Origin of the sequence: Microbacterium sp. LS_15 (assembly GCF_041954735.1) — a bacterium.
Lineage (GTDB): Bacteria > Actinomycetota > Actinomycetes > Actinomycetales > Microbacteriaceae > Microbacterium.
Window position 1 is genome coordinate 461,803 of sequence record NZ_JAVAYD010000001.1, and the last position, 20,592, is coordinate 482,394.

The window sequence follows — 20,592 nt, forward strand, 5'->3', positions numbered from 1 at the left end:
GACCGAAGAACTTGGAGATCCATGTCGCGCTTTTCCCCCGTGCCCCGTGTCCGCTACCTGCTGGAGCGTGCGCGCCGCATCGACGTCGGCTCCGTGCTCGAGCGCGCGAAGGAGGCCTCCGCGCAGCACGGCAAGGCCCTGCCGCTCGTGGTGGTCGACATGCTCTGGTCCGCCGGACGCCACAACGTCGGGTTCCAGGACTACATCGACTACGACTTCGCGATCCTCACCAAGGCCGAGCGCGACACGTACATGACGCACCCGGTCTCGAACCAGATCTCTCAGCAGTACGACCACCCCGACTACCGCCACCTGTTCCACGACAAGGCGGAGTTCAACGGGAAGTTCGATGCTCTCCTGAAGCGCGAGTGGATGCTGATCACCGAGGGCAACGCCGACGAGCTCCGGGCCTTCGCCGAACGCCAGGGCACGATCGTCGTGAAGGAGACCCACGGTCAGGCCGGCACGGGCGTGCACCGCTACCACGCCGCCGACGTCACCGACTGGGACGCCTTCCACGCCGAGCTGCTGTCGAAGAAGCAGGTGCTCGTCGAGGAGGTCATCCGTCAGCACGCCGACCTGGCAGCCGTCTGCCCCGGAACCGTCAACACGACTCGCGTCACCGCCTTCTTCGACGGAGAGAAGACGCACATCCTGGCCATCGCGCAGAAGTTCGGCCGCGGCGCCGTCAGCGACCAGATGAGCTTCGGCGGCTTCTACACGATGCTCGACGACGACGGCCACGCCGTCGGCCCCGGCTACGACTCCCACGGTCACGTGCACATCACGCACCCCGACTCGGGTTTCGTGATCGCGGACTTCCAGCTGCCCATGATGGACCAGGTGCGCGCCTTCATCGACCAGGCGGCCCGCGTCGTCCCGCAGGTGCAGTACGTCGGATGGGACGTCGTCGTCACTCCGGATGGCCCCGTGCTCGTCGAAGGCAACTGGGGGGCCGGCGTCTACGAGAACAAGCCCAGCGTCACCGGCATCCGCACCGGACACAAGCCCCGCTACCGCGCGGCGATCGGATTCTGACCCGACCACCTGCCTCGGACACGACGAAGGCCCGGATGCCGAGCATCCGGGCCTTCGTCGTGTGCTGCCTGTCGGCGAGCGGGTTCTCGCGAGTCGGTCGTCAGACCGCCCTGACGATGCCCATGGGTGTGGACTGCCGGGCCTGCCCCAGCGGGTTGTCGCCGAGGATCTGCACGAGGCGGCGCTCACCGGCCTTGTCGAGCGTCGATCCGAGGATGTTCCCGCCGATGTCGTTGATGTCGACCACCGCGACATCGACGGCGCCCCCGACGAGCTTCTGCAGTCGCTGGGCCACCTCGCGCGGATTCTTCGGGCCGAGCACGACCGCCTCGTTGTACGGAGGGATCGTGTTCTTGGTCGGACCGTCGATCGCGCGCGCCTTGTCGCCGGCGACCCGATAGAAGTCGCCGCGTCGCCCGAAGGCCTTCGTCACGACCGAGACGCCGGCCGCGAAGAGGATGCGCAACGTGCCGCACTCGCGGAGCGCCATCTCCATCGTCTCCGGCATGCCAAGGCCGATGCCGTAGGACGTCCGCACCACGTACCGTGACAGGAAACGGGCCAGCGGGCGCGGCGTGATCTCGTCGAGGCGGTACGAGCGGCCCTGCGTGATCGCGACGATCTTCTCGGTCACGAACAGCAGGTCGCCCGGCTGCACGGCGTCCTTCGCGTACTCGGTCACGATGGCGTCGAGATCGTCGTCGGGCATCACCACGCGGGTCTTGAGCGGGATGCGGGCGTACTTCTTCCCGTCGACGCTCGCTTCGAGCGCCTTGCCGTCGTTCGCCTGCATCACTCGAGGTAGTCCCGCAGCGACTGCGACCGGCTCGGGTGGCGCAGCTTCGCCATGGTCTTCGACTCGATCTGACGGATCCGCTCGCGGGTCACGCCGAAGGTGTCGCCGATCTGGTCGAGCGTCTTCGGCTGTCCGTCGCCGAGGCCGAAGCGCATGCGGATCACGCCCGCCTCGCGCTCGGACAGCGAATCGAGCAGCTGCTCGAGCTGACGCTGCAGCATCGTGAAGCCCACCGCGTCGGCCGGAACGACCGCTTCGGTGTCCTCGATCAGGTCGCCGAACTCGCTGTCGCCGTCCTCTCCGAGCGGGGTGTGCAGGGAGATCGGCTCGCGGCCGTACTTCTGCACCTCGATGACCTTCTCGGGCGTCATGTCGAGCTCGCGGCTGAGCTCCTCGGGAGTGGGCTCGCGGCCCAGGTCCTGGAGCATCTGCCGCTGCACACGGGCGAGCTTGTTGATGACCTCGACCATGTGCACCGGGATGCGGATGGTGCGGGCCTGGTCGGCCATGGCGCGCGTGATCGCCTGACGGATCCACCAGGTGGCGTACGTCGAGAACTTGAAGCCCTTGGTGTAGTCGAACTTCTCGACGGCGCGGATGAGACCGAGGTTGCCCTCCTGGATCAGGTCCAGGAACTGCATGCCACGGCCGGTGTAGCGCTTCGCGAGCGAGACGACGAGTCGGAGGTTGGCGCCGAGGAGGTGGCTCTTGGCGCGCTGGCCGTCACGGGCGACCCACTGCAGGTCGAGTCCGAGCTGACCGGCCTTCTCGGCGGGCGACATCGCGGAGAGCTTCTCCTCCGCGAACAGACCCGCCTCGATGCGCATCGCGAGCTCGACCTCTTCGGCCGCGTTCAGGAGCGCGACCTTGCCGATCTGCTTCAGGTAGTCCTTGACCGGGTCGGCCGTCGCACCGGTGATCTGCGTGGAGTAGACCGGCACGTCCTCGTCGTCGTTCGACGAGATGACGATCGCGCCGGTCGGCAGCGGCTCGGTGAACTTCGGCTTCGAGTCCTCTTCGTCCTCGTCCGCTTCGTCGGTCGCGCCGGCGACGGGGGCCTCGTCCTCTTCGACGATGTCGTCCGACTTCTTCTTCTTCGCGGGGGCGCGCTTGGCAGCGGCGCGCTGTGCGGCGGTCTTGGGCGCCGGCTTCTCGGCCGCCGTCTCCTCGACCTGGGCGTCGACCTCGGGAGTCTCGGCGCTCTTCTTCGTCCGGGTTTTCTTGGTCGTGGCAGGAGTCACGTTTCGCCTTTCACGGGGCCGCTGGCAGCCCCGGGCCATTTCGGACACTAGTAAGACCCTTGTCAAGTCCGATCTCCGAAAAGATCGATTGACAACGGGTCAGACTCCTAGTATCGCACACGTGAGGAGATGCGGATGCATTCCGGCGAACTCCGTCGACGCGAGAGTCAGCCGCGCCCGTTCTTGTCGTCGTCGCCGGTCGGGCGCGAGGCCAGATAGCGCTCGAGCTCGGCCGCCAGCTCGTCGGCGCTCGGCAGGTCGCGCTCGTTGAACCCACCCTCGTCGTACGAGTCGTCCTCGGGATCACGGCCGGCCATGTACGCGTCGTAGCGCCGCTCGAGGCCGTGCACCATCTGCTGCAGCTCGTCGTTGCCCGCGACCTGCTCGTCGACGCGTGACAGGTAGTCCTCGCGGCGCTCCTGCACCTCGTCGAGCATGATGACGAGGCCCGTGGCGGCCATGAGACGCTCGGCGGCCGCGATGACGGCATCCGGGTTCTCGGTCTCCGCGAGGTAGTGCGGCACGAGCAGGACGAATCCGACGACGCGGTCGCCGTGCTCGGCGAACCGGAACTCGAGAAGATGGCCCGCGGTCGCGGGCACCTGGGTGCGCGGACGCCACACCGAATGGGCGACGGTGAGCTCGCGGCGGTTGCCGCTGACCGTCGTGCCGATGGGGCGCGTGTGCGGGACCGGCATCGCGATCGAATGCACCCAGCTCAGTCCGGAGACCTCGAACTCGGCGGCCAGGTCGAGCACCGTGCGAGCGAACTGGTTCCAGGCGAAGTCGGGCTCGTAGCCGGCGAGGAGCAGGAACTTCTGCCCCAGGGCGTCGGTGGCGAGGGACAGCTCCAGGCGCGCGGGGCGGAACTCGGTCAGGTGATCCTGATCGAAGGCGATCACCGGCCGACGAGCGCGGTAGTCGAGCAGCACGTCGTTGTCGAAGACGGCGATCGGCTGCGGCGAGGTGGTCTCGCGAAGGTGCTCGATGAGTCCGGAGACCGCGTTGCCCGCGTCGGTGAAACCGGTCAGCAGCAGCACCAGAGGAAGCCCGCGCGGCACCGCCGGCGCGTTCGCGACACGTTCGTGGATCTCTCCGGAGAAGGGCATGTGTCCATGCTACGAGCACCCGCGCACGCCGGGGCTGAGCGCGTCATGCTCAGAGCGAACACGCCGATCACGACCTCGGCCGAGCACGATCCCTAGGATGGAGGCATGACGCTTCCCGCGCTCTCGCGCACTTCAAAACAGTTCCCCGGAAGCGCTGCAGACGCCGCAGTGCTCGTCATCTCCGAGATCTCGGAATCCGGCGAAGACCTCGCCCCGTACCCGGGTCTCGCAGACGCTCTGAAGGGCGTCGGCTTCACCGGATCCTCGTCGGCGTTCGCCAGGGTCTACGCGCCCGAGGTGACGACGCTGCCGCTCGCCGTCGTCGGGGCCGGGTCCGACCCGGACTCCGCCGCCGTCCGCAACGCGGTCGGCACGGCTCTGCGCAGCCTCACCGGTTTCGAGACCGTCTCGGTCGCGCTCGCGCCGGGCCTCGCGCAGCACGCGCAGGCGGCAGCGGAGGGCGCCGTCCTCGGCGGCTACCGCTTCGACAGCTACAAGACCGACAAGGGCAAGAGCCGGGCGTCGTCGGTGCTGCTGCACGCAGACCTCGACGAGGAGGCCGTCGCGAAGGCGGTGGCCGTGGGAGACGCGGTCGCGCTCGTCAAGGACCTCGTCAACGTGCCGGCGGAATGGCAGAGCCCCGCACAGCTCGCGCAGAGCGCGGCCGACAGCGTCGCCGACCTCGACGTGGACGTCGAGATCCTCGACGAGGACGCCCTGACCGAGCAGGGCTTCGGCGGGATCCTCGGCGTCGCGCAGGGGTCGGACCGCCCGCCGCGCCTCGTCCGTCTCGACTACGCTCCGGCGGATGCCGCGCGGCACATCGCACTGGTGGGCAAGGGCATCACGTTCGACACCGGAGGACTCTCGCTCAAGCCGGCCGCGTCGATGGTCGGCATGAAGTTCGACATGGCGGGTGCGGCCACGAGCCTTGCCGCACTGCGCGCGATCGCGACGCTCGGTCTCCCGGTGCGCGTCACGGCCTGGCTCTGCATCACCGACAACATGCCGTCGGGACGCGCGCTGCGCCCCGGCGACGTTCTCCGCATGCTCGACGGCACGACCGTCGAGGTCCCCAACACGGATGCCGAGGGCCGCCTCGTGATGGCCGACGGCCTCGTCGCCGCGAGCCGCGAGAACCCCGACGTCATCATTGACGTCGCGACCCTCACCGGCGCGATCGTCATGGCCCTCGGGCATCGCCACACGGGCGTGTTCGGCGACGACGACGCGGTCGCGGAACTGCTCGCCGCCTCCGAGTCCGTCGGGGAGCTCGCATGGCACATGCCGCTCCCCGACTACATGGAGGACTCGCTCGACTCCCCCATCGCCGACATGCAGAACGCCAACATGGGCGACCGCATGGGCGGCGCGTCCTACGCCGGACTCTTCCTGCGCCGCTTCGTCGGCCGTGTGTCCGACGAGGACGGAGCACCCCGCATCCCCTGGGTGCATCTCGACATCGCCGGCTCCGGCGAGCACGGCGGAGCCCCCTACGGCTTCACCGAGAAGGGCCCAACGGGGGCGATGGTCCGATCGATCGTCGCCTTCGCCGACGCATCCCACACGGAGGCATGACCACATGACAACCCACACCTTCGACATCGTCGTCCTGGGCGGAGGCAGCGGCGGCTACGCCGCAGCCCTTCGAGCGAGCGAACTCGGCAAGTCCGTCGCCCTCATCGAGAAGGACAAGGTCGGCGGCACGTGCCTGCACCGGGGCTGCATCCCCACGAAGGCACTGCTGCACGCGGCCGAGGTCGCCGAGCACGTCCGCGACGCCGCGCACGTCGGCATCACCGCGACCCTCGAGAGCATCGACCCGGCCGGTGTGCGCACCTACCGCGAGGGCATCGTCGCGAAGAAGTACAAGGGCCTGGAGGGGCTCGTCAAGGCGCGCGGCATCACCACCGTGTCCGGATTCGGTCGGCTGAACGCCGACCGGTCGGTGAGCGTGGGCGACGACGTGTACGTCGGCACCGACGTGGTGCTGGCGACGGGGTCGTACAGCCGGACGCTGCCCGGTCTCGAGATCGGGGGGCGCATCCTCACGAGCGAGCAGGCCCTGTCGCTCGACGTCATCCCCGACCGCATGCTGGTGCTCGGCGGCGGCGTCATCGGCGTGGAGTTCGCGAGCGTGTGGCGCTCGTTCGGCGTCGACGTCACGATCATCGAGGCGTTGCCGCATCTGGTGCCCAATGAGGACATCGCGATGAGCAAGGGGCTTGAGCGCGCCTTCCGCCGCCGCGGGATCACCTACTCCCTCGGCGTCCGATTCCAGTCAGCGACCCAGACCGACGAGTCGGTCACCGTGACTCTCGAGGACGGCACCGAGTTCACCGCCGATTACCTTCTCGTCGCGGTCGGACGCGGTCCCGTGACGTCGGACCTGGGCTTCGAGGAGGCGGGCGTCGCTCTGGACCGCGGCTTCGTCACGGTCGACGACGACCTCCGCACCGGCGTGCCGGGGGTGTGGGCCGTCGGCGACATCGTGCCGGGGCTGCAGCTGGCACACCGTGGGTTCCAGCAGGGCATCGCGGTCGCGGAGCGCATCGCCGGACTCTCGCCCGCGAACATCCCCGACTCCCAGATCCCCAAGGTCACATACTCCAGCCCCGAGGTCGCCTCGGTCGGCATCACCGAGGAGGCCGCCGTCGCGGAGCACGGAGCGGATGCCGTCACCGCCTACGAGTACAACCTCGCGGGCAACGGCAAGAGCGAGATCATCGGGACCGGCGGTCTCGTGAAGGTCGTGCGCCTCAAGGACGGTCCCGTGCTCGGCGTGCACCTCCTCGGCGACCGCGTGGGCGAGCTCATCACCGAGGGTCAGCTGGCCGTCGCGTGGGAGGCGCACCCGGAGGACATCGCTCCGCTGATCCATGCTCACCCGACCCAGAGCGAAGCGCTCGGCGAGGCGTTCCTGGCTCTCGCCGGCAAGCCGCTGCACGCTCTCTGACCCCGACACCGACCGGCGCGGAACACCAAGGGCCGCGCAGGTCACTAAGCTAGACAAGCGTCATACAACTTCTGAAGGAGACTCCGTCATGAGCACATCCGTGGTCCTCCCCGCTCTCGGTGAGAGCGTCACAGAGGGTACGGTCACCCGCTGGCTCAAGCAGGTGGGAGACACCGTGCAGGCGGATGAGGGCCTGCTCGAGATCTCGACCGACAAGGTCGACACCGAGATCCCCTCCCCCGTCACCGGCGTGATCGAGGAGATCCTCGTCGCCGAGGACGAGACCGTCGAGGTGGGTGCACTGCTCGCCCGCATCGGCGACGGCAGCAGCTCCGCACCGGCCGCCGATGCCCCTCAGGCCGCCGCGCCCGAGGCCGAGGCGACGCCCGAACCCGCCGCTGCGCAGACCGAGGCACCTGCCGCAGAGCCGGCTCCGGCCGCTGAGGCAGCCCCGGCTGAAGCCGCTCCGGCCGCCGCCCCCGCGGGCGACGCGAAGGACATCGTGCTCCCCGAACTCGGTGAGAGCGTCACCGAGGGCACCGTGACGCGCTGGCTCAAGCAGGTCGGCGACAGCGTCGAGGTCGACGAGGCTCTGCTCGAGATCTCGACCGACAAGGTCGACACCGAGATCCCGTCCCCGGTGGCCGGCGTGCTGCAGGAGATCGTGGCTGCGGAAGACGAGACGGTCGCCGTCGGCGCCGTCCTCGCCCGCGTCGGATCGGGGGCCGCGCCCGCCCAGGCGGAGTCCGCTCCTGCCGCACCGCAGGCCGCTCAGCCTTCCGAGGCCCCCGCCGCCGCGGCGTCCGTGTCGGAGACTCCCGTCGAGAAGCCGGCCGAGCGCCCCGCTGCGGAGGCTCCCGTCCAGGCCCCGGCCGAGGCCGCCAAGGAGGAGGCAGCACCCGCTGCGGCGCCCGCCGCCTCCGCTCCTGCTGAGCCGAAGCTCTCCCTCCCGACCGAGAGCGACAACCTCTACGTCACGCCGCTCGTCCGTCGCCTCGCCTCGCAGCAGGGCGTCGACCTCGCGAGCGTCAAGGGCACCGGTGTCGGAGGACGCATCCGCAAGGAAGACGTCCTGAAGGCCGCCGAATCCGCATCCTCGGCTCCCGCCGCAGCTGCGGCACCCGCCGCACCGGCTCCGCTCGAGGTGTCGCCGCTCCGCGGCACCACGCAGCCGATGTCGCGTCTGCGGAAGGTGCTCGCCCAGCGTGCCGTCGAGTCGATGCAGTCGACCGCTCAGCTCACGACCGTCGTCGAGGTCGACGTCACCGCTCTCGCGGAGTACCGCGACAGTGTCAAGGCGTCGTTCCTCGAGAAGACGGGCGACAAGCTGTCGTTCCTGCCGTTCTTCGCTCTCGCTGCCGCCGAGGCCCTGCAGGCCTTCCCGATCGTGAACGCCACGGTCGACGGCGACCAGATCAAGTACCCGGCGACCGAGAACCTGTCGATCGCGGTCGACACCGAGCGCGGGCTGCTGACTCCGGTCCTCCGTGACGCGGCGACGAAGAACATCGCCGAGATCGCTCATGAGATCGCCGACCTGGCTGCACGCACCCGCGACAACAAGCTGAAGCCCGACGAGCTCGCGGGCGGCACGTTCACGCTGACCAACACCGGGTCGCGAGGCGCGCTGTTCGACACCCCCGTGGTGTTCCTGCCGCAGTCGGCGATCCTCGGCACGGGCACGGTCGTCAAGCGTCCCGGCCTGGTCAAGGTCGGCGGCAGCGATGCGATCGCGATCCGCTCGTACGTGTACCTCGCCCTGTCGTACGACCACCGCATCATCGACGGCGCCGACGCGGCCCGCTTCCTCGGAGCGGTGAAGGCACGCCTCGAGTCGGCGCAGTTCGCCGCTCAGCTCGGCGCCTGATCCGCGCACATCACTCCGGCTGGTCCGCGGCGTCGTAGACGTCGCGGACCAGCCATTTCTCTGCCACCCTCACGAGCACGAGCACGCGCGAGGCGGGGGCGTCACCGCCATCCGCGACGGGCTCCGCCATCCGGATCACCGCGATGTCCCCGTAGACGTCGAGCAGGGCGAACTCGGCCTCCCCGCCCCGTCGATCCCCCGCGCTCAGCGCCTCGACTGCGCCCGCGGATCCCGGCGCGACCGAGCTCGCACACTCGGAGTCGCCGGAGGAGGCGCACTCGCGGATGCTGCGGACGAGCTGAGCAGCCGCCGCGACCGGATCGTCGTCGAGCGGACCCTCCGCCGACTCTGCGGCACGACGACGCGCCTCGGGTGCGGGCGAGGACGGCTTGTCCCCCGGCGTCTCGGGAACGGCGCGATCCGGTGGAGAGTCCGTCGCAGTCTCCCCGGGGCGCCCGTGCGACGGCTCCCCGGTCGCTCCGCCGGGCCAGAGCGCTCCCCCCACGAGGACGAGCGCGGCGGCGCCGATCCCCACGACGATCTTCGGCGCGCGTCGACTGCGGGACGGCGCAGCGCCGTCGACCCGCACAGCGCGACGCGCAGCCCTCGGCGGCATCCGTCGCGCCTGCGTCATCCACAGCCCGAACCGTCGCCCGATCTCGGACACCCGTGCCGGAGGGCGCCACACGAGCGGCGCGAGGTGCGACGTCCCGGACGCAGGTCGCCTCCGTGTTCTGCCGCCCTCTCGGCCATGACCACCGGTGCGCGAGCGCTGCCGCAGGACCGACCCGCGCCCCACCTCCGGCCTCGCCCGGCCTCGGACTCGCTCCACGACCTGGCTCTCGCGCACCTCAGCACCCCGGTCGACCCGGCGCAGCGGCCGCGGCGCCGCGATCTCCCACAGCTCAGCCTCCCACGTCAGAAGCTGACGCCGCGGAACGTCCGGTCGCTCGAGGCTCCCGCGCAGGCCGTCCCGGATCGCAGCCAGCAGTCGTCGGTGCGCACGATCCGTCCGCCCTGCCTCCAGCGCCTCGACGAGGTCCGCCGCCGAGGTGCGGGCATCAGCTCCGTTCCCGGCGCCGATCACGAAAGTCGGACACCCCTCGTCGGTGAGCCACCATTCTCCTCGGGATCCGAGCGTGCCGGAGGCGGTCGACTCGTCGATGCCTCGCAGCAGACTGACGACGAGCGTGCCCACCTCACCGGCGGACAGCGCGGGCTCGCCCGACCCGCGCTGTCCGATGAAAGTCGACACTCGTTCCGTGCACCACGGCAGCAGCACATCGTGCCCGTCGACGCGCCGCACGAGATCGAGCGGGCCGACGACATGGCTGCTCCCGGCATGCCGCCAGCCCTCCCAGCCGTCGATCTCGTGCATGTCCCGCAGCACGGCCACACCGCCCCCACGGGTGACGAGCGTTCCGGGATACGGTCCCTCCTCCGCCGACAGCCGCCGCACGACCCGGTGCGCACCGGGAACGAGCTGCGGCTCGGCTCGGCTGATCTCCCGTTCGGCGTTCATGACCCCATGACAGCGCATCCGAGCGCCTCACAGGCGGGAAAGGCGCGCCTGTGCGTGCATCGCGACCGATTCCCGAGTCGTGCAGAAGAGGTGGACGACCGGGTCCGCCTCCCGCGAACGGCGACATGACGGCATCCGGGAATCGGTATCCTTATACGCATGGCAAACCGATCGTCCGCGCCCGAGAAGCGCCCCGGCTTCTTCTCCCAGATCAAGTCGCTCTTCCGGTTCACCCGCGAGGTGTACCCCTGGCTTCCCTGGGCGCAGATCGCGGTGCTCGTGCTCGGCGTTCTCGTCGGCCTCATCGTCGGCTACCTGATCCCGCCGTTCCAGGTGTGGACCCTCATCCTCTGGGGCATCTCCGGCCTGATGCTCGGCGTCCTCGGGGCGATGTTCCTCATGACGCGCCTGTCGACCTCCGCCATGTATCAGAAGATCGACGGGATGCCCGGAGCGACCGGTCACGTGGTCAGCACGAGCCTCGGTCGCAGCTGGCAGGGCTCCGACACGCCGGTCGGCATCAACCCGAAGACGCAGGACGCCGTCTACCGCGCCGTCGGTCGCGGCGGCGTCGTCGTGATCGGCGAAGGCGCCCGCGGTCGTCTCACCCGCCTCGTGAACGACGAGCGCAGCAAGGCCGCCCGCGTGGCCCACGGCGTTCCCGTGACGGTGCTCTACGTCGGCCACGGCGATGACGACGTCGCGATCGCCGATCTCGCCAAGACGATCAAGAAGCTGCCCAAGGCGATCGACAAGGCGACGATGGCCGCCGTCATCAAGCGCATCGACTCGGTGTCGCAGTCGATCTCCTCGCTGCCCATTCCGAAGGGGATCGACCCGACGAAGGTGCGCGCTCAGCGCCCTCGTTGATCGCACTCCCGCAGACGACGAAGCGCGGCCGTTCTCCCGAGGAGGACGGCCGCGCTTCTGTGTCTCACTCCGAGAGCGGCTGACGCGGGAGCTTGCGCACCTTGGCGCGGCGACGACGGCGTTCCGGGATCATCGAGCGCATCTCGTCGAGCTTGCCGAAGCAGAAAAGACGGTCGTCCGCCTCGAGCACGACGTGCTTGCGCGGATTCGGGATCACCGAGACGCCGCGGTGCAGGGTCAGGACGGTGATGTCGCGTTCCCAGAGCCCCGCCTCGCCGAGTGTTTTACCCACGAGCCCCGCGGCGTTGTGCACCATGAGCTCGGCGACGCCGTAGCCCGTCGAGACCGTGAGCCGCTGCCGCACGTCGATCTCGGGGAAGGCGACCTGACCGGCGATGTAGTCAATGATCGCTCCTGCGACGTCGAGCTTGGTCGCGGTCTCGATCCCCTGGAGGCCCGGAGAGGAGTTGACCTCCATCACCAGCGGACCCTCGTCTCCCTCGAGCATGTCGACGCCGGCGACTCGCAGGCCCATGATCTGCGCGGACCGCACGGCTGCGCGCTCGTAGACCGGGTCGAGCTCGATGGCTTCGACCGAGCCGCCGCGGTGGACGTTCGAGCGGAACTCGTCGCCCGCGGCTGAGCGCCGCATCGCCGCGACCACGCGGTCGCCGACGACGAGGGCGCGGATGTCGCGTCCTCGACTCTCGGAGATGAATTTCTGGATCAGCACGTTCTGCTTCGTCGAGTGCAGGGTCTCGATGATGGCCTCGGCCACCTTGACCTGCGGGGCCAGGATCACGCCGATACCCTGGGTCCCCTCCAGGAGCTTGATGACGACGGGTGCCCCGCCGACGCGCTCGATCGCCGGCCGCACGTCCGCGCGGTTGCGTACGAAGGCCGTCGGCGGCATCGCGATGTTGTGGCGCGACAGGATCTGATTCGCGCGGAGCTTGTCGCGGGCACTGGAGATGCCGTTCGCGGTGTTCGGCGTGTACACGTCCATCTGCTCGAACTGCCGCACCACGGCCGTGCCGAAGTAGGTGATCGAGTTGCCGATGCGGGGCAGGATCGCGTCGTAGTCGCTGAGCTGGCGACCCCGGTAGTGGAGGTCGGGCTCGTCGGAGGTGAGATCGATCGCGAAGCGCAGCGTATTCAGCACCTTGACGTTGTGTCCGCGCTGGAGAGCGGCGGCGCGCAGTCGTTGCGTGGAGTACGCCTGGGGCGCACGGGAGAGCACTGCGATCTTCACGGGGGATTTCCTGCCAGGATGGTCGGGTGAGTAAGTCATCCCATTCAAACACTCTTATCGGGTGGCGAGAATGGGTGAGCCTGCCCGATCTCGGAGTCGACTGGATCAAGGCCAAGATCGACACCGGTGCGCGCACGTCGTCGCTGCACGCCTTCGACATCGAGGAGTTCGAGCGCGACGGCGTGTCGTGGGTGCGCTTCCGCGTGAAGCCCTGGCAGGACAGCCAGGAGGATGCCGTCGTCGTCGAGTCGCCCGTGCACGACCGGCGCGCGGTGCGCAGCTCCTCCGGTCATGCCCAGGACCGGTTCGTCGTCGAACTGCTCATTCGCCTCTACGACCGCGAGGTGCTGGCCGAGGTCACGCTGAGCAATCGCGACGAGATGGGGTTCCGGATGCTCATCGGACGCGAGGCGCTCAAGCAGGGGTACGTCGTCGATCCCGCACGGTCGTTCGTCGGAGGGCGCGCGCCTCGCGAGGCCCGGCGCCGCAACCGCGGCAGAGAGTGATCCCCCTCAGGCGCGGATGAGGACGAGGCCCGATGCCTTGTCGTGGAGTCCGCGCTGATCCGCGTCCCAGATGACGGCGGGGATCACGACGACCAGCAGCAGCGTGCGGACGATCGGTCGCCAGAGACCGACCCAGCCGCCGTGCAGGCGGACGACCCGCATTCCCAGGATGCGATGGCCGGGGCTTCCGCCGGCGGTGGGGATGAAGAGGATCTGCAGCGCCGCGAAGACCGCGAGCGGTCCGAACTGCGACAGGCCCGCCTCGGACGGAAGGGCGAACTGGTCGAAACCGAGGAACGCGGTCGCGATGATCGTGGCGGCGACGTAGTCGATCACGAGCGCCCCGATCCGGCGTCCGGGACGGGCGATGCTGCCGGTCCCCGTGTTCGGCAATCCGAGTCGTTCACCGGGGTACGAGTTCACAGCATCCGTCACGTCTCCAGCCTACCGGCGCGTAACATCCCGGAAACAAAGCCGATACTCCCGGGAAACGCCCCAGCCGTACTGTGCAGAATGGCCGTAAGCCATCGATCCGCAATCCAGGAGTCGTCCATGTTCAAAGATTCGTCCGAGGTTCTCGCCTACATCAAGGAGAACGAGGTCAAGTTCCTCGACATCCGCTTCACCGACCTCCCGGGTGTGCAGCAGCACTTCAACATCCCCGCCTCCACCGTGGATGAGGACTTCTTCACCAACGGACAGCTCTTCGACGGCTCGTCGATCCGCGGTTTCGCGAACATTCACGAGTCCGACATGCAGCTCATCCCGGATGTGACGACCGCGTACATCGACCCGTTCCGCGAGGCGAGCACGCTGGTCATGATCTTCGACATCTACAACCCGCGCACGGGTGAGATCTACACGAAGGACCCGCGTCAGGTCGCGAAGAACGCCGAGAAGTACCTCGCGTCGACCGGCATCGCCGACACCGCCTTCTTCGCCCCCGAGGCGGAGTTCTACATCTTCGACGAGGTCCGCTACTCGGTCACCGCGGGCGAGAGCTTCTACAAGGTCGACTCCGAAGAGGCCGCGTGGAACACCGGTCGCGAGGAAGAGGGCGGCAACCTCGGCAACAAGACCCCCTACAAGGGCGGCTACTTCCCCGTCTCGCCCGTCGACAAGACGGCCGACCTGCGCGACGACATCACGCTGAAGCTCATCGACGCCGGGTTCATCCTCGAGCGCTCGCACCACGAGGTCGGCACCGCCGGTCAGCAGGAGATCAACTACCGCTTCGACACCATGGTGCACGCGGCCGACGACATCCTGAAGTTCAAGTACATCGTCAAGAACACGGCAGACCTCTGGGGCAAGACGGCGACGTTCATGCCGAAGCCGCTCTTCGGCGACAACGGCTCGGGCATGCACACGCACCAGTCGCTGTGGAACGACGGCAAGCCGCTGTTCTACGACGAGGCCGGCTACGGCCAGCTCAGCGACATCGCCCGTTGGTACATCGGCGGCATCCTGGCGCACGCGCCCGCGCTGCTCGCCTTCACCAACCCCACCCTCAACAGCTACCACCGCCTGGTGAAGGGCTTCGAGGCGCCGGTCAACCTGGTGTACTCGGCCGGTAACCGCTCGGCCGCGATCCGCATCCCGATCACGGGCTCCAACCCGAAGGCCAAGCGCATCGAGTTCCGCGCGCCGGATGCCTCGGGCAACCCGTACCTCGCGTTCGCCGCGCAGCTCATGGCCGGCCTCGACGGCATCAAGAACCGCATCGAGCCGCACGAGCCCGTCGACAAGGACCTCTACGAGCTTCCCCCCGAGGAGGCCAAGAACATCCCGCAGGTGCCGAACTCGCTGCTGGACTCCCTCGAGGCGCTGCGCGCCGACCACGCCTTCCTCCTGGAAGGTGGCGTGTTCACCGAGGAACTCATCGAGACCTGGATCTCCTACAAGTACGAGAACGAGATCCTGCCGATGGCCCAGCGCCCGCACCCGTTCGAGTTCGAGCTGTACTACGGCGTCTGATCCCGATCAGCACCACGACAGAGCCCCCGAGCAGGTCCGCCCTGCCCGGGGGCTCTTCCGGGCCTGCTAGAGCCTCCTCAGAAGAGATACGCGCTCAGCAGTCGCCCACACGTCGTCCGACACGCGGACGATGTGCTTCGCGTACCGAGAACTCGCGCTCCACCCGCTACCGTCAAGGATATGAGCCTTCATCTCACTCTCCGTGCCTTGGCAGGCGTCGCGGCAGCCGCTGTCGCGCTCGGCCTGTCCGGATGCGCGACCGGGCTGGGATCCACGCCAGTTCCCCGCTCGACGGCGACCGCGGCCCCCACTCCGGCCATGACCGCCCCCGAGGAGGCGGTCACTCCATCGCCCGACACCACAGCGGTAGTTTTCGGAGCTTTCTCCGGAGAGGAGTTGGCGCAGATCTGCGTAGAGGAGACGCGATCCACCTACGGACCAGATGTGAGCTTCGATCCCGGCCGCACGCGAATCGAACATCGCACCGTGACTCCGGAATGGCTCGTCATCGTCCCCGCTCGCACCAACGGCCTTGACGGAAGATCGTTGTGCACCATCGGAGGCACCCCGGACTCGCCCGTGGTCGAGATGGCATCCGGGTCCATCGATGACCTGCCCGAGGAGCAGATACAGAGGCTGATCCGTGGGGAGAACGAGGGGACGAATCCCTGATGTGCGAGGCGGACGCGCACATCGCTGGGCTCGACCGTGAAGCGCGTCCGCGAGTATCTCGGCGAGCGGTTCTTCTCGCCACGGGTCTCGCGGTTGGCGCGACCGTGTTCAGCGCGAACCTGACGACTCCAGCCCGGGGCGATTCAGCGGCCAGCAGATACCTTCGACCCTGCGGAGACGTACCGATATCCAGCACCTGGCAAGGCCATCGGAATCTCAAGCCCCCGTCGGGGGAGCCAGGAACCGACTACGCGGTCGCGATGCGCACCCCGATCCGAGCAGCGACCGCGGGCGTGATCGTCGACCGCAAGGACACGACGGACTCCGCCACAGGACGATACATCGCTCTGCGCGCCGATGACGGGAATTACATCCGCTACCTGCACCTCGCCTCCAGTGCCGTCACCAACGGGACACGCGTGAGCCGAGGTCAAGTCATCGCATACTCGGGTGCATCCGGGTTCGGCAGCGAAACAGGGTACGGCTCGCACGTGCACGTCTCCCTCTGGATCGGCGGAACCCCGAACCAACTGGGATTCACCAACACCGTCAACTTCGAGAACTTCGTCGAAGGGGGCCCCCTACCCACCTACCCTGAGGACGACCCCGTGCCTACCCATCAAGCGACCGATCTTTCCACGAGTGTTGCGCTTCCTGTCAATGCCTGGACCACCGTCGCCGTCGCCGCGGGGCAGCTCTACCTCGCGATCGTCGGTGTCGGAACCGTGGAGACTGCCGACGTGTCCCTCAATCTGAAAGCGACGGGACTCACGACGGGGCTTCAAGTGCGCCTCGTCGCGGAGAAGCTCGCCTCCAATTCCGGACCTGTGACTTCGACCATCGTCCACCCAGTGACGGAGATCAGGGCCACCGCGGCCGCGGGCAGCCCTACCCAGGTTCAGCACGCGCAGTCGTACCAGCTGGTCGGGCCGATGCGCCTTTTCGTCCAGGTCATGGCGCTCAATGGGGGCGTGACCCTGACAGGGATCTCTGTCAGAAAGAACTACTGGACCTCCTGACCGCCTGGCATCCTCGAGGGCACACCGGGTCGAGCAGGTCGCGGCGGGGATCGCAGCTCGCTCACCCCTGAGGGCTCGAGTTCGTGACCGACCGGGTCGCCGCGGGGCGGTCAGCGCGCGTTCGTGCGGAAGGAGTGCAGGTCGAGCTCGGCGCTGAGGAGTTCACTCGCGATGTGACCTCGCACACTCGTGCCCTGATCGTCGAGGGGCGGGCTGATGACCGCAGCCCCGAGTCGACCCGGCGCAGCTAGGACGATCACGCCGGAGACGCCGGACTTCGCGGGCACGCCGACCTGCCGCATCCACCGCCCGGACCCGTCGTACACGCCGCACGTCGCCATGACCGAGATCACATCGCGCGCGACCTCGCGGGAGACGACCTCCACACCGGTGACGGGATTCCGCCCGCCCGCCGCGAGCGTGGCACCCATCAGTGCGAGATCCCGCGCGTCGACCAGCGTCGCGCACGCCTGCGCGTAGACCGCGACCGCATCGTCGGCGCTGACCGCCAGTGTGTCCTCCGCCCGCATGAGATGAGCGAGCGCGTGGTTGCGATCGCCGAGCAGATGCTCGTTCTTCGCGATGTCGGCGTCCACCTCGAGGGCTCGACCGGCGAACGCCGACAGGCCGGAGAGGATACGCGCGCTGCGGGCTGCGGCATCCGCTCCGTCGACGAGGGAGGCGGTGAGGAGGGCGCCGGCGTTCACCATCGGGTTCGGCGGCCTGCCGGTGCCGCTCTCGAGCTTGATCGCATCGAAAGCCTCTCCCGTCGGCTCGATGCCCACCCGGCCGAGCGCCTCACCCTCGGTGTCCTGCAGCGCCAGGGCGAAGAGAAAAGGCTTCACGGCGGACTGGATGCTCACGCGGACGTCGGAGTCGACGCTCGCACCCACCGCTCCGTCGATCGACACGAGAGCCGCGGCGAAGAGCGAGGCATCAGCTCGCGCGAGCTGTGGGATGCTCCGATCCACCTCGCCTCCGGTCTCCGGCAGCACGCGGGCGCGGAGCGCGTCGAGGTCGTAGGCGAACGGGTCGGAGGTCGACGTCATGACTCCAGCCTGGCATGGTCCGGATGCAGGTCGAGCGCCCACTCGTGGGAACGCAGCTCGGACCCGCGGAACTGTCCTGGCACGGAACCCACGAGCGAGAACCCGGCTCGGCGGCACACGCCGTTCGACGCGGCGTTCTCGACCGAGGGGAAGGCCACGAGATGCCGCAGGCCGGACGGATGCCTGCGCGCGTCGTCGATCACGAGCCACAGCGCGCGGGACGCAACGCCTCTCCCCTGCGCTGCGGGCAGCACGAACCAGCCTGTCTCGAACGCCGGCTCGCCGTGCCACTCGACCGTCCAGTACCCGACGGCGCCGACCGGGCCGGACTCGTCGTCGACCACCACGAACATCTTGGCTTCGGCCGGGTCGAGATCGAGATATCGCCGATGGCGATCGCGGACCTGCTGCTCGCTCTCCGGACCGTTCAGGTGCGTCGTCATATCTGCGGTGTTCGCCGCGCGCAGCAGCGGCAGATCGTCATCCGACCACGGCCGGAGTCTCAGTGTCTCCATCCACTGACCGTGCCACGGGCCTCCGACATCCCGCATAGCACCGGAGGTGACCTCTGCGCCACCCGGCGTGCCCCGCTTGACCGGCATCCACCGCGGTGGTCAACTGAGAGGTCGGTATCACCAGAGGGGGCATCATGCGTCGCAAGACGATCAAGGCGCAGGTCGCGGCCACGGAAGAGCTGATGAACCAGCCGAAGACGGCCGCGGCGGCCATCGCACGCATCAATCCGTTCATGTACGGACTGCTCGGCGCTCTCGGCGTGCTCGTCGCGCTCGTCCTGGGCGGCATCGTCGATCAGCTCGCCACCGTGCTGGTGTACATCGGCGTCGCCATCTTCCTCGCGCTCGGCCTCGACCCGATCGTCACCTGGATCGAACGCAAGCTGCCGCGTCCGGCAGCTGTGGCCATCGTCGTTTCGGTCGTGGTGCTCGCCTTCGCCGGCATCCTCCTCGCGATCGTGCCGATCCTCGTCGAGCAGATCTCGAACCTCATCAAGGACGGACCGAAGATGGTCCAGGACTTCATGGCCAGCGACTGGTTCACGAGCATCAGCGACCAGTTCGGATCCACGTTCGACGACGCCGCTCAGGGCGTGCTGAGCTTCATCCAGGACCCCGGCAACATCCTCAACATCTCCGGCGGCGTCTTCGCGGTCGGCGCCGGCATCGCCGGGGGCTTCACCGGCGTCACCATCGTCCTCATCCTCACGCTCTACTTCATGGCGTCACTGCGCAGCATGAAGAAGGTCTCGGCGCGCTTCGTCCCCGCCTACCAGCGCGAGACCTTCAGCGGGCTGCTGGAGGACGTCTCCGGAGCCGTCGGACGCTACGTGATGGGGCAGGCGAGCCTCGCGCTGATCAACGGCATCCTGAGCCTCATCATGCTGACCATCATCGGCGCCCCCGTCCCTGCGCTGCTGGCCCTCATCGCCTTCATCGGGTCGATGATCCCGCTCGTCGGAACGCTCTCGGCATCGATCATCAACTCGCTGATCTGCCTGATCGCGAGCCCCATCACGGCGCTGATCGCGTTCATCTACTATCTCGTCTACATGCAGATCGAGGCATACGTGCTGTCGCCGCGGATCATGAACAAGGCCGTCGCGGTGCCCGGTGCTCTCGTCGTCATCGCCGCGGTCGCCGGCGGTGCACTCGGCGGCATCCTCGGCGCACTCGTGGCGATCCCCGTCGCGGCGAGCATCATCATCATCGTGCAGAAGGTCGTCTTCCCGACGCAGGACGCGAAGGTCGTGCCGCCGGGGGCCCTCAGCGAACGGTGATCGCGGCGGGCTGCACCCGCACGCTGAATCGCGAGACCTCGCCGACCTCCTCGCCGTCGATCTCGAAGATCTGAGGAGACGACAGCTCGACCGCGATGCGCTCCGCGGACACGTGCGTGGTCGAATTCGTGCTGACGGCTTCGTCCACCGCACCGAAGATCCGGCGGATGCCGTTCTCCCAGACCACCGAGCGCACCGTGTCGAGCCACTGCAGCGGGCCATCGGCGCTCACGAGCAGCATGTCGAGCTGGCCGTCGTCGAGCACGGCGTCGGGAAGCAGCCGGATACCGCCCTGCACCATGCCGCAGTTGCCGATCAGCATCGTGTGGCCGCGGAGCTCCTGCGCCTCGCCGTCGTCGAGAGTGAGCGCGATGTCGGTCATCTCGGTGCCGGCGAGAGCGCGCCCCATCGCCTCGACATAGGCGAGCCACCCAGCGCGGTCCTTGAGGTCGTCGTCGGTCTCGACGAGCATCTGCGCATCGATGCCGAAGCCCACCATGACGACGAAGGCGTGCTCCTCGCCGTCGATGTCGACCCAGCCGATGTCGATCTTCTTCTCCTCGCCGTCGCGCACCCGGACGAGCGCCGCGGCGGGGTCGTTGAGCGGGATCGAGAGGTTGCGCGCGAGCAGGTTGCCCGTCCCCCGCGGCACGATGCCGAGAGCCGCAGCTGTGCCGGCGAGGCCCTCGGCCACGGCGCGCACGGTCCCGTCGCCACCCGCGGCGACGACCACGTCGCACCCGGCCGCGACGGCTTCGCCGGCCATCCCGCGACCCGGGTCCTCGGGGGTGGTCTCCCACCACTCGACCACGGTTCCGTCGGCGTCGTCACCGAAGACCTCCTCCAGGGCCGACCGCAACTGGTCACCGCCCGGCTTCGAGGGGTTCCAGATCACACCGAGCTTCGAGATGGCCATGAGGTCA

19 protein-coding genes are annotated in these 20,592 nt (G+C 68.5%); 10 read left to right on the top strand and 9 right to left on the bottom strand.

What is annotated here, in order from left to right; all coding sequences use genetic code 11:
- Positions 1 to 21: 21 nt before the first annotated feature.
- Positions 22 to 1,038, top strand: a complete 1,017-nt coding sequence (locus tag RAC69_RS02215; protein ID WP_375084813.1) for a sugar-transfer associated ATP-grasp domain-containing protein — start codon at positions 22 to 24, stop codon at positions 1,036 to 1,038.
- Positions 1,039 to 1,138: 100 nt separating this feature from the next.
- Here the strand turns inward: RAC69_RS02215 and RAC69_RS02220 are convergent, their stop codons facing one another.
- The 3 genes from RAC69_RS02220 to RAC69_RS02230 form a co-directional block, all read right to left on the bottom strand.
- Positions 1,139 to 1,831, bottom strand: coding sequence for a coenzyme F420-0:L-glutamate ligase (locus RAC69_RS02220; protein ID WP_341934335.1), 693 nt, complete (start codon positions 1,829 to 1,831; stop codon positions 1,139 to 1,141).
- Positions 1,831 to 3,075 (bottom strand): RNA polymerase sigma factor, encoded by a 1,245-nt coding sequence (locus RAC69_RS02225; protein ID WP_341934334.1) that lies wholly within the window; start codon positions 3,073 to 3,075, stop codon positions 1,831 to 1,833. The genes RAC69_RS02220 and RAC69_RS02225 overlap by 1 nt, the downstream gene beginning before the upstream one ends.
- Positions 3,076 to 3,242: 167 nt before the next feature.
- Positions 3,243 to 4,184, bottom strand: coding sequence for a PAC2 family protein (locus RAC69_RS02230; protein WP_341934333.1), 942 nt, complete (start codon positions 4,182 to 4,184; stop codon positions 3,243 to 3,245).
- A gap of 105 nt (positions 4,185 to 4,289) precedes the next feature.
- Between RAC69_RS02230 and RAC69_RS02235 the strand changes: the two genes are divergently transcribed.
- From RAC69_RS02235 to sucB, 3 genes are all read left to right on the top strand, one after another.
- Positions 4,290 to 5,762 (top strand): leucyl aminopeptidase, encoded by a 1,473-nt coding sequence (locus RAC69_RS02235; RefSeq protein ID WP_375084814.1) that lies wholly within the window; start codon positions 4,290 to 4,292, stop codon positions 5,760 to 5,762.
- A gap of 4 nt (positions 5,763 to 5,766) precedes the next feature.
- Positions 5,767 to 7,140, top strand: coding sequence for a dihydrolipoyl dehydrogenase (lpdA, locus tag RAC69_RS02240; RefSeq protein ID WP_375084816.1), 1,374 nt, complete (start codon positions 5,767 to 5,769; stop codon positions 7,138 to 7,140).
- 88 nt (positions 7,141 to 7,228) lie between these two features.
- Positions 7,229 to 9,007, top strand: coding sequence for a 2-oxoglutarate dehydrogenase, E2 component, dihydrolipoamide succinyltransferase (gene sucB, locus RAC69_RS02245; protein WP_375084818.1), 1,779 nt, complete (start codon positions 7,229 to 7,231; stop codon positions 9,005 to 9,007).
- Between the two features lie 10 nt (positions 9,008 to 9,017).
- Here the strand turns inward: sucB and RAC69_RS02250 are convergent, their stop codons facing one another.
- Positions 9,018 to 10,529 (bottom strand): hypothetical protein, encoded by a 1,512-nt coding sequence (locus tag RAC69_RS02250; RefSeq protein ID WP_375084819.1) that lies wholly within the window; start codon positions 10,527 to 10,529, stop codon positions 9,018 to 9,020.
- Positions 10,530 to 10,688: 159 nt separating this feature from the next.
- Here RAC69_RS02250 and RAC69_RS02255 point away from each other — a divergent pair, with 159 nt between their 5' ends.
- Positions 10,689 to 11,399, top strand: a complete 711-nt coding sequence (locus RAC69_RS02255) for a DUF4191 family protein (protein ID WP_341934328.1) — start codon at positions 10,689 to 10,691, stop codon at positions 11,397 to 11,399.
- A 64-nt stretch (positions 11,400 to 11,463) separates the two neighbouring features.
- Here the strand turns inward: RAC69_RS02255 and RAC69_RS02260 are convergent, their stop codons facing one another.
- The gene (locus RAC69_RS02260) at positions 11,464 to 12,651 is read right to left on the bottom strand and encodes a RimK family alpha-L-glutamate ligase (protein WP_341934327.1); all 1,188 of its coding nucleotides are present in this window, start codon (positions 12,649 to 12,651) and stop codon (positions 11,464 to 11,466) included.
- Positions 12,652 to 12,677: 26 nt separating this feature from the next.
- On the opposite strand from RAC69_RS02260, the gene RAC69_RS02265 reads away from it, so the two are divergent.
- On the top strand, positions 12,678 to 13,157 hold the full coding sequence (locus tag RAC69_RS02265) for an ATP-dependent zinc protease (protein ID WP_375084821.1): 480 nt from the start codon (positions 12,678 to 12,680) through the stop codon (positions 13,155 to 13,157).
- Between the two features lie 6 nt (positions 13,158 to 13,163).
- Here the strand turns inward: RAC69_RS02265 and RAC69_RS02270 are convergent, their stop codons facing one another.
- A complete protein-coding gene (locus RAC69_RS02270) occupies positions 13,164 to 13,592 on the bottom strand; it encodes an RDD family protein (protein ID WP_341934325.1) in 429 nt (142 codons plus the stop codon).
- A gap of 117 nt (positions 13,593 to 13,709) precedes the next feature.
- Between RAC69_RS02270 and glnA the strand changes: the two genes are divergently transcribed.
- The 3 genes from glnA (at position 13,710) to RAC69_RS02285 (ending at position 16,825) form a co-directional block, all read left to right on the top strand.
- Positions 13,710 to 15,134: a type I glutamate--ammonia ligase gene (gene glnA, locus RAC69_RS02275; protein ID WP_251587946.1), complete on the top strand. Its 1,425-nt coding sequence runs from the start codon at positions 13,710 to 13,712 to the stop codon at positions 15,132 to 15,134.
- A 318-nt stretch (positions 15,135 to 15,452) separates the two neighbouring features.
- Entirely contained in the window at positions 15,453 to 15,806 is a 354-nt protein-coding gene (locus tag RAC69_RS02280; protein WP_375084823.1) for a hypothetical protein, read from the top strand.
- Positions 15,806 to 16,825 carry a M23 family metallopeptidase gene (locus tag RAC69_RS02285; RefSeq protein ID WP_375084825.1) on the top strand — a complete coding sequence of 340 codons (1,020 nt, stop codon included), beginning with the start codon at positions 15,806 to 15,808 and terminating at the stop codon, positions 16,823 to 16,825. The genes RAC69_RS02280 and RAC69_RS02285 overlap by 1 nt, the downstream gene beginning before the upstream one ends.
- A 110-nt stretch (positions 16,826 to 16,935) precedes the next feature.
- Here the strand turns inward: RAC69_RS02285 and glsA are convergent, their stop codons facing one another.
- Together glsA and RAC69_RS02295 are read right to left on the bottom strand one after the other, a co-directional pair.
- Positions 16,936 to 17,874: a glutaminase A gene (gene glsA / locus RAC69_RS02290; RefSeq protein ID WP_375084827.1), complete on the bottom strand. Its 939-nt coding sequence runs from the start codon at positions 17,872 to 17,874 to the stop codon at positions 16,936 to 16,938.
- A complete protein-coding gene (locus tag RAC69_RS02295) occupies positions 17,871 to 18,389 on the bottom strand; it encodes a GNAT family N-acetyltransferase (RefSeq protein ID WP_375084828.1) in 519 nt (172 codons plus the stop codon). Before RAC69_RS02295 ends, glsA begins: the two co-directional genes overlap by 4 nt.
- 134 nt (positions 18,390 to 18,523) lie before the next feature.
- Here RAC69_RS02295 and RAC69_RS02300 point away from each other — a divergent pair, with 134 nt between their 5' ends.
- Positions 18,524 to 19,669, top strand: coding sequence for an AI-2E family transporter (locus RAC69_RS02300; protein ID WP_375084830.1), 1,146 nt, complete (start codon positions 18,524 to 18,526; stop codon positions 19,667 to 19,669).
- Here RAC69_RS02300 and RAC69_RS02305 read toward each other — a convergent pair.
- Entirely contained in the window at positions 19,656 to 20,585 is a 930-nt protein-coding gene (locus tag RAC69_RS02305) for a diacylglycerol/lipid kinase family protein (protein ID WP_375084832.1), read from the bottom strand. The genes RAC69_RS02300 and RAC69_RS02305 overlap by 14 nt on opposite strands.
- Between the last annotated feature and the right edge of the window lie 7 nt (positions 20,586 to 20,592).

Coding starts and splice junctions, on each gene's coding strand:
- RAC69_RS02295 (WP_375084828.1), bottom strand. CDS start 18,389: ATGGAGACACTGAGACTCCGGCCGTGGTCGGATGACGATCTGCCGCTG.
- RAC69_RS02300 (WP_375084830.1), top strand. CDS start 18,524: ATGCGTCGCAAGACGATCAAGGCGCAGGTCGCGGCCACGGAAGAGCTG.
- glsA (WP_375084827.1), bottom strand. CDS start 17,874: ATGACGTCGACCTCCGACCCGTTCGCCTACGACCTCGACGCGCTCCGC.
- RAC69_RS02285 (WP_375084825.1), top strand. CDS start 15,806: ATGTGCGAGGCGGACGCGCACATCGCTGGGCTCGACCGTGAAGCGCGT.
- RAC69_RS02230 (WP_341934333.1), bottom strand. CDS start 4,184: ATGCCCTTCTCCGGAGAGATCCACGAACGTGTCGCGAACGCGCCGGCG.
- lpdA (WP_375084816.1), top strand. CDS start 5,767: ATGACAACCCACACCTTCGACATCGTCGTCCTGGGCGGAGGCAGCGGC.
- RAC69_RS02305 (WP_375084832.1), bottom strand. CDS start 20,585: ATGGCCATCTCGAAGCTCGGTGTGATCTGGAACCCCTCGAAGCCGGGC.
- glnA (WP_251587946.1), top strand. CDS start 13,710: ATGTTCAAAGATTCGTCCGAGGTTCTCGCCTACATCAAGGAGAACGAG.
- RAC69_RS02255 (WP_341934328.1), top strand. CDS start 10,689: ATGGCAAACCGATCGTCCGCGCCCGAGAAGCGCCCCGGCTTCTTCTCC.
- RAC69_RS02250 (WP_375084819.1), bottom strand. CDS start 10,529: ATGAACGCCGAACGGGAGATCAGCCGAGCCGAGCCGCAGCTCGTTCCC.
- RAC69_RS02220 (WP_341934335.1), bottom strand. CDS start 1,831: ATGCAGGCGAACGACGGCAAGGCGCTCGAAGCGAGCGTCGACGGGAAG.
- sucB (WP_375084818.1), top strand. CDS start 7,229: ATGAGCACATCCGTGGTCCTCCCCGCTCTCGGTGAGAGCGTCACAGAG.
- RAC69_RS02215 (WP_375084813.1), top strand. CDS start 22: ATGTCGCGCTTTTCCCCCGTGCCCCGTGTCCGCTACCTGCTGGAGCGT.
- RAC69_RS02280 (WP_375084823.1), top strand. CDS start 15,453: ATGACCGCCCCCGAGGAGGCGGTCACTCCATCGCCCGACACCACAGCG.
- RAC69_RS02235 (WP_375084814.1), top strand. CDS start 4,290: ATGACGCTTCCCGCGCTCTCGCGCACTTCAAAACAGTTCCCCGGAAGC.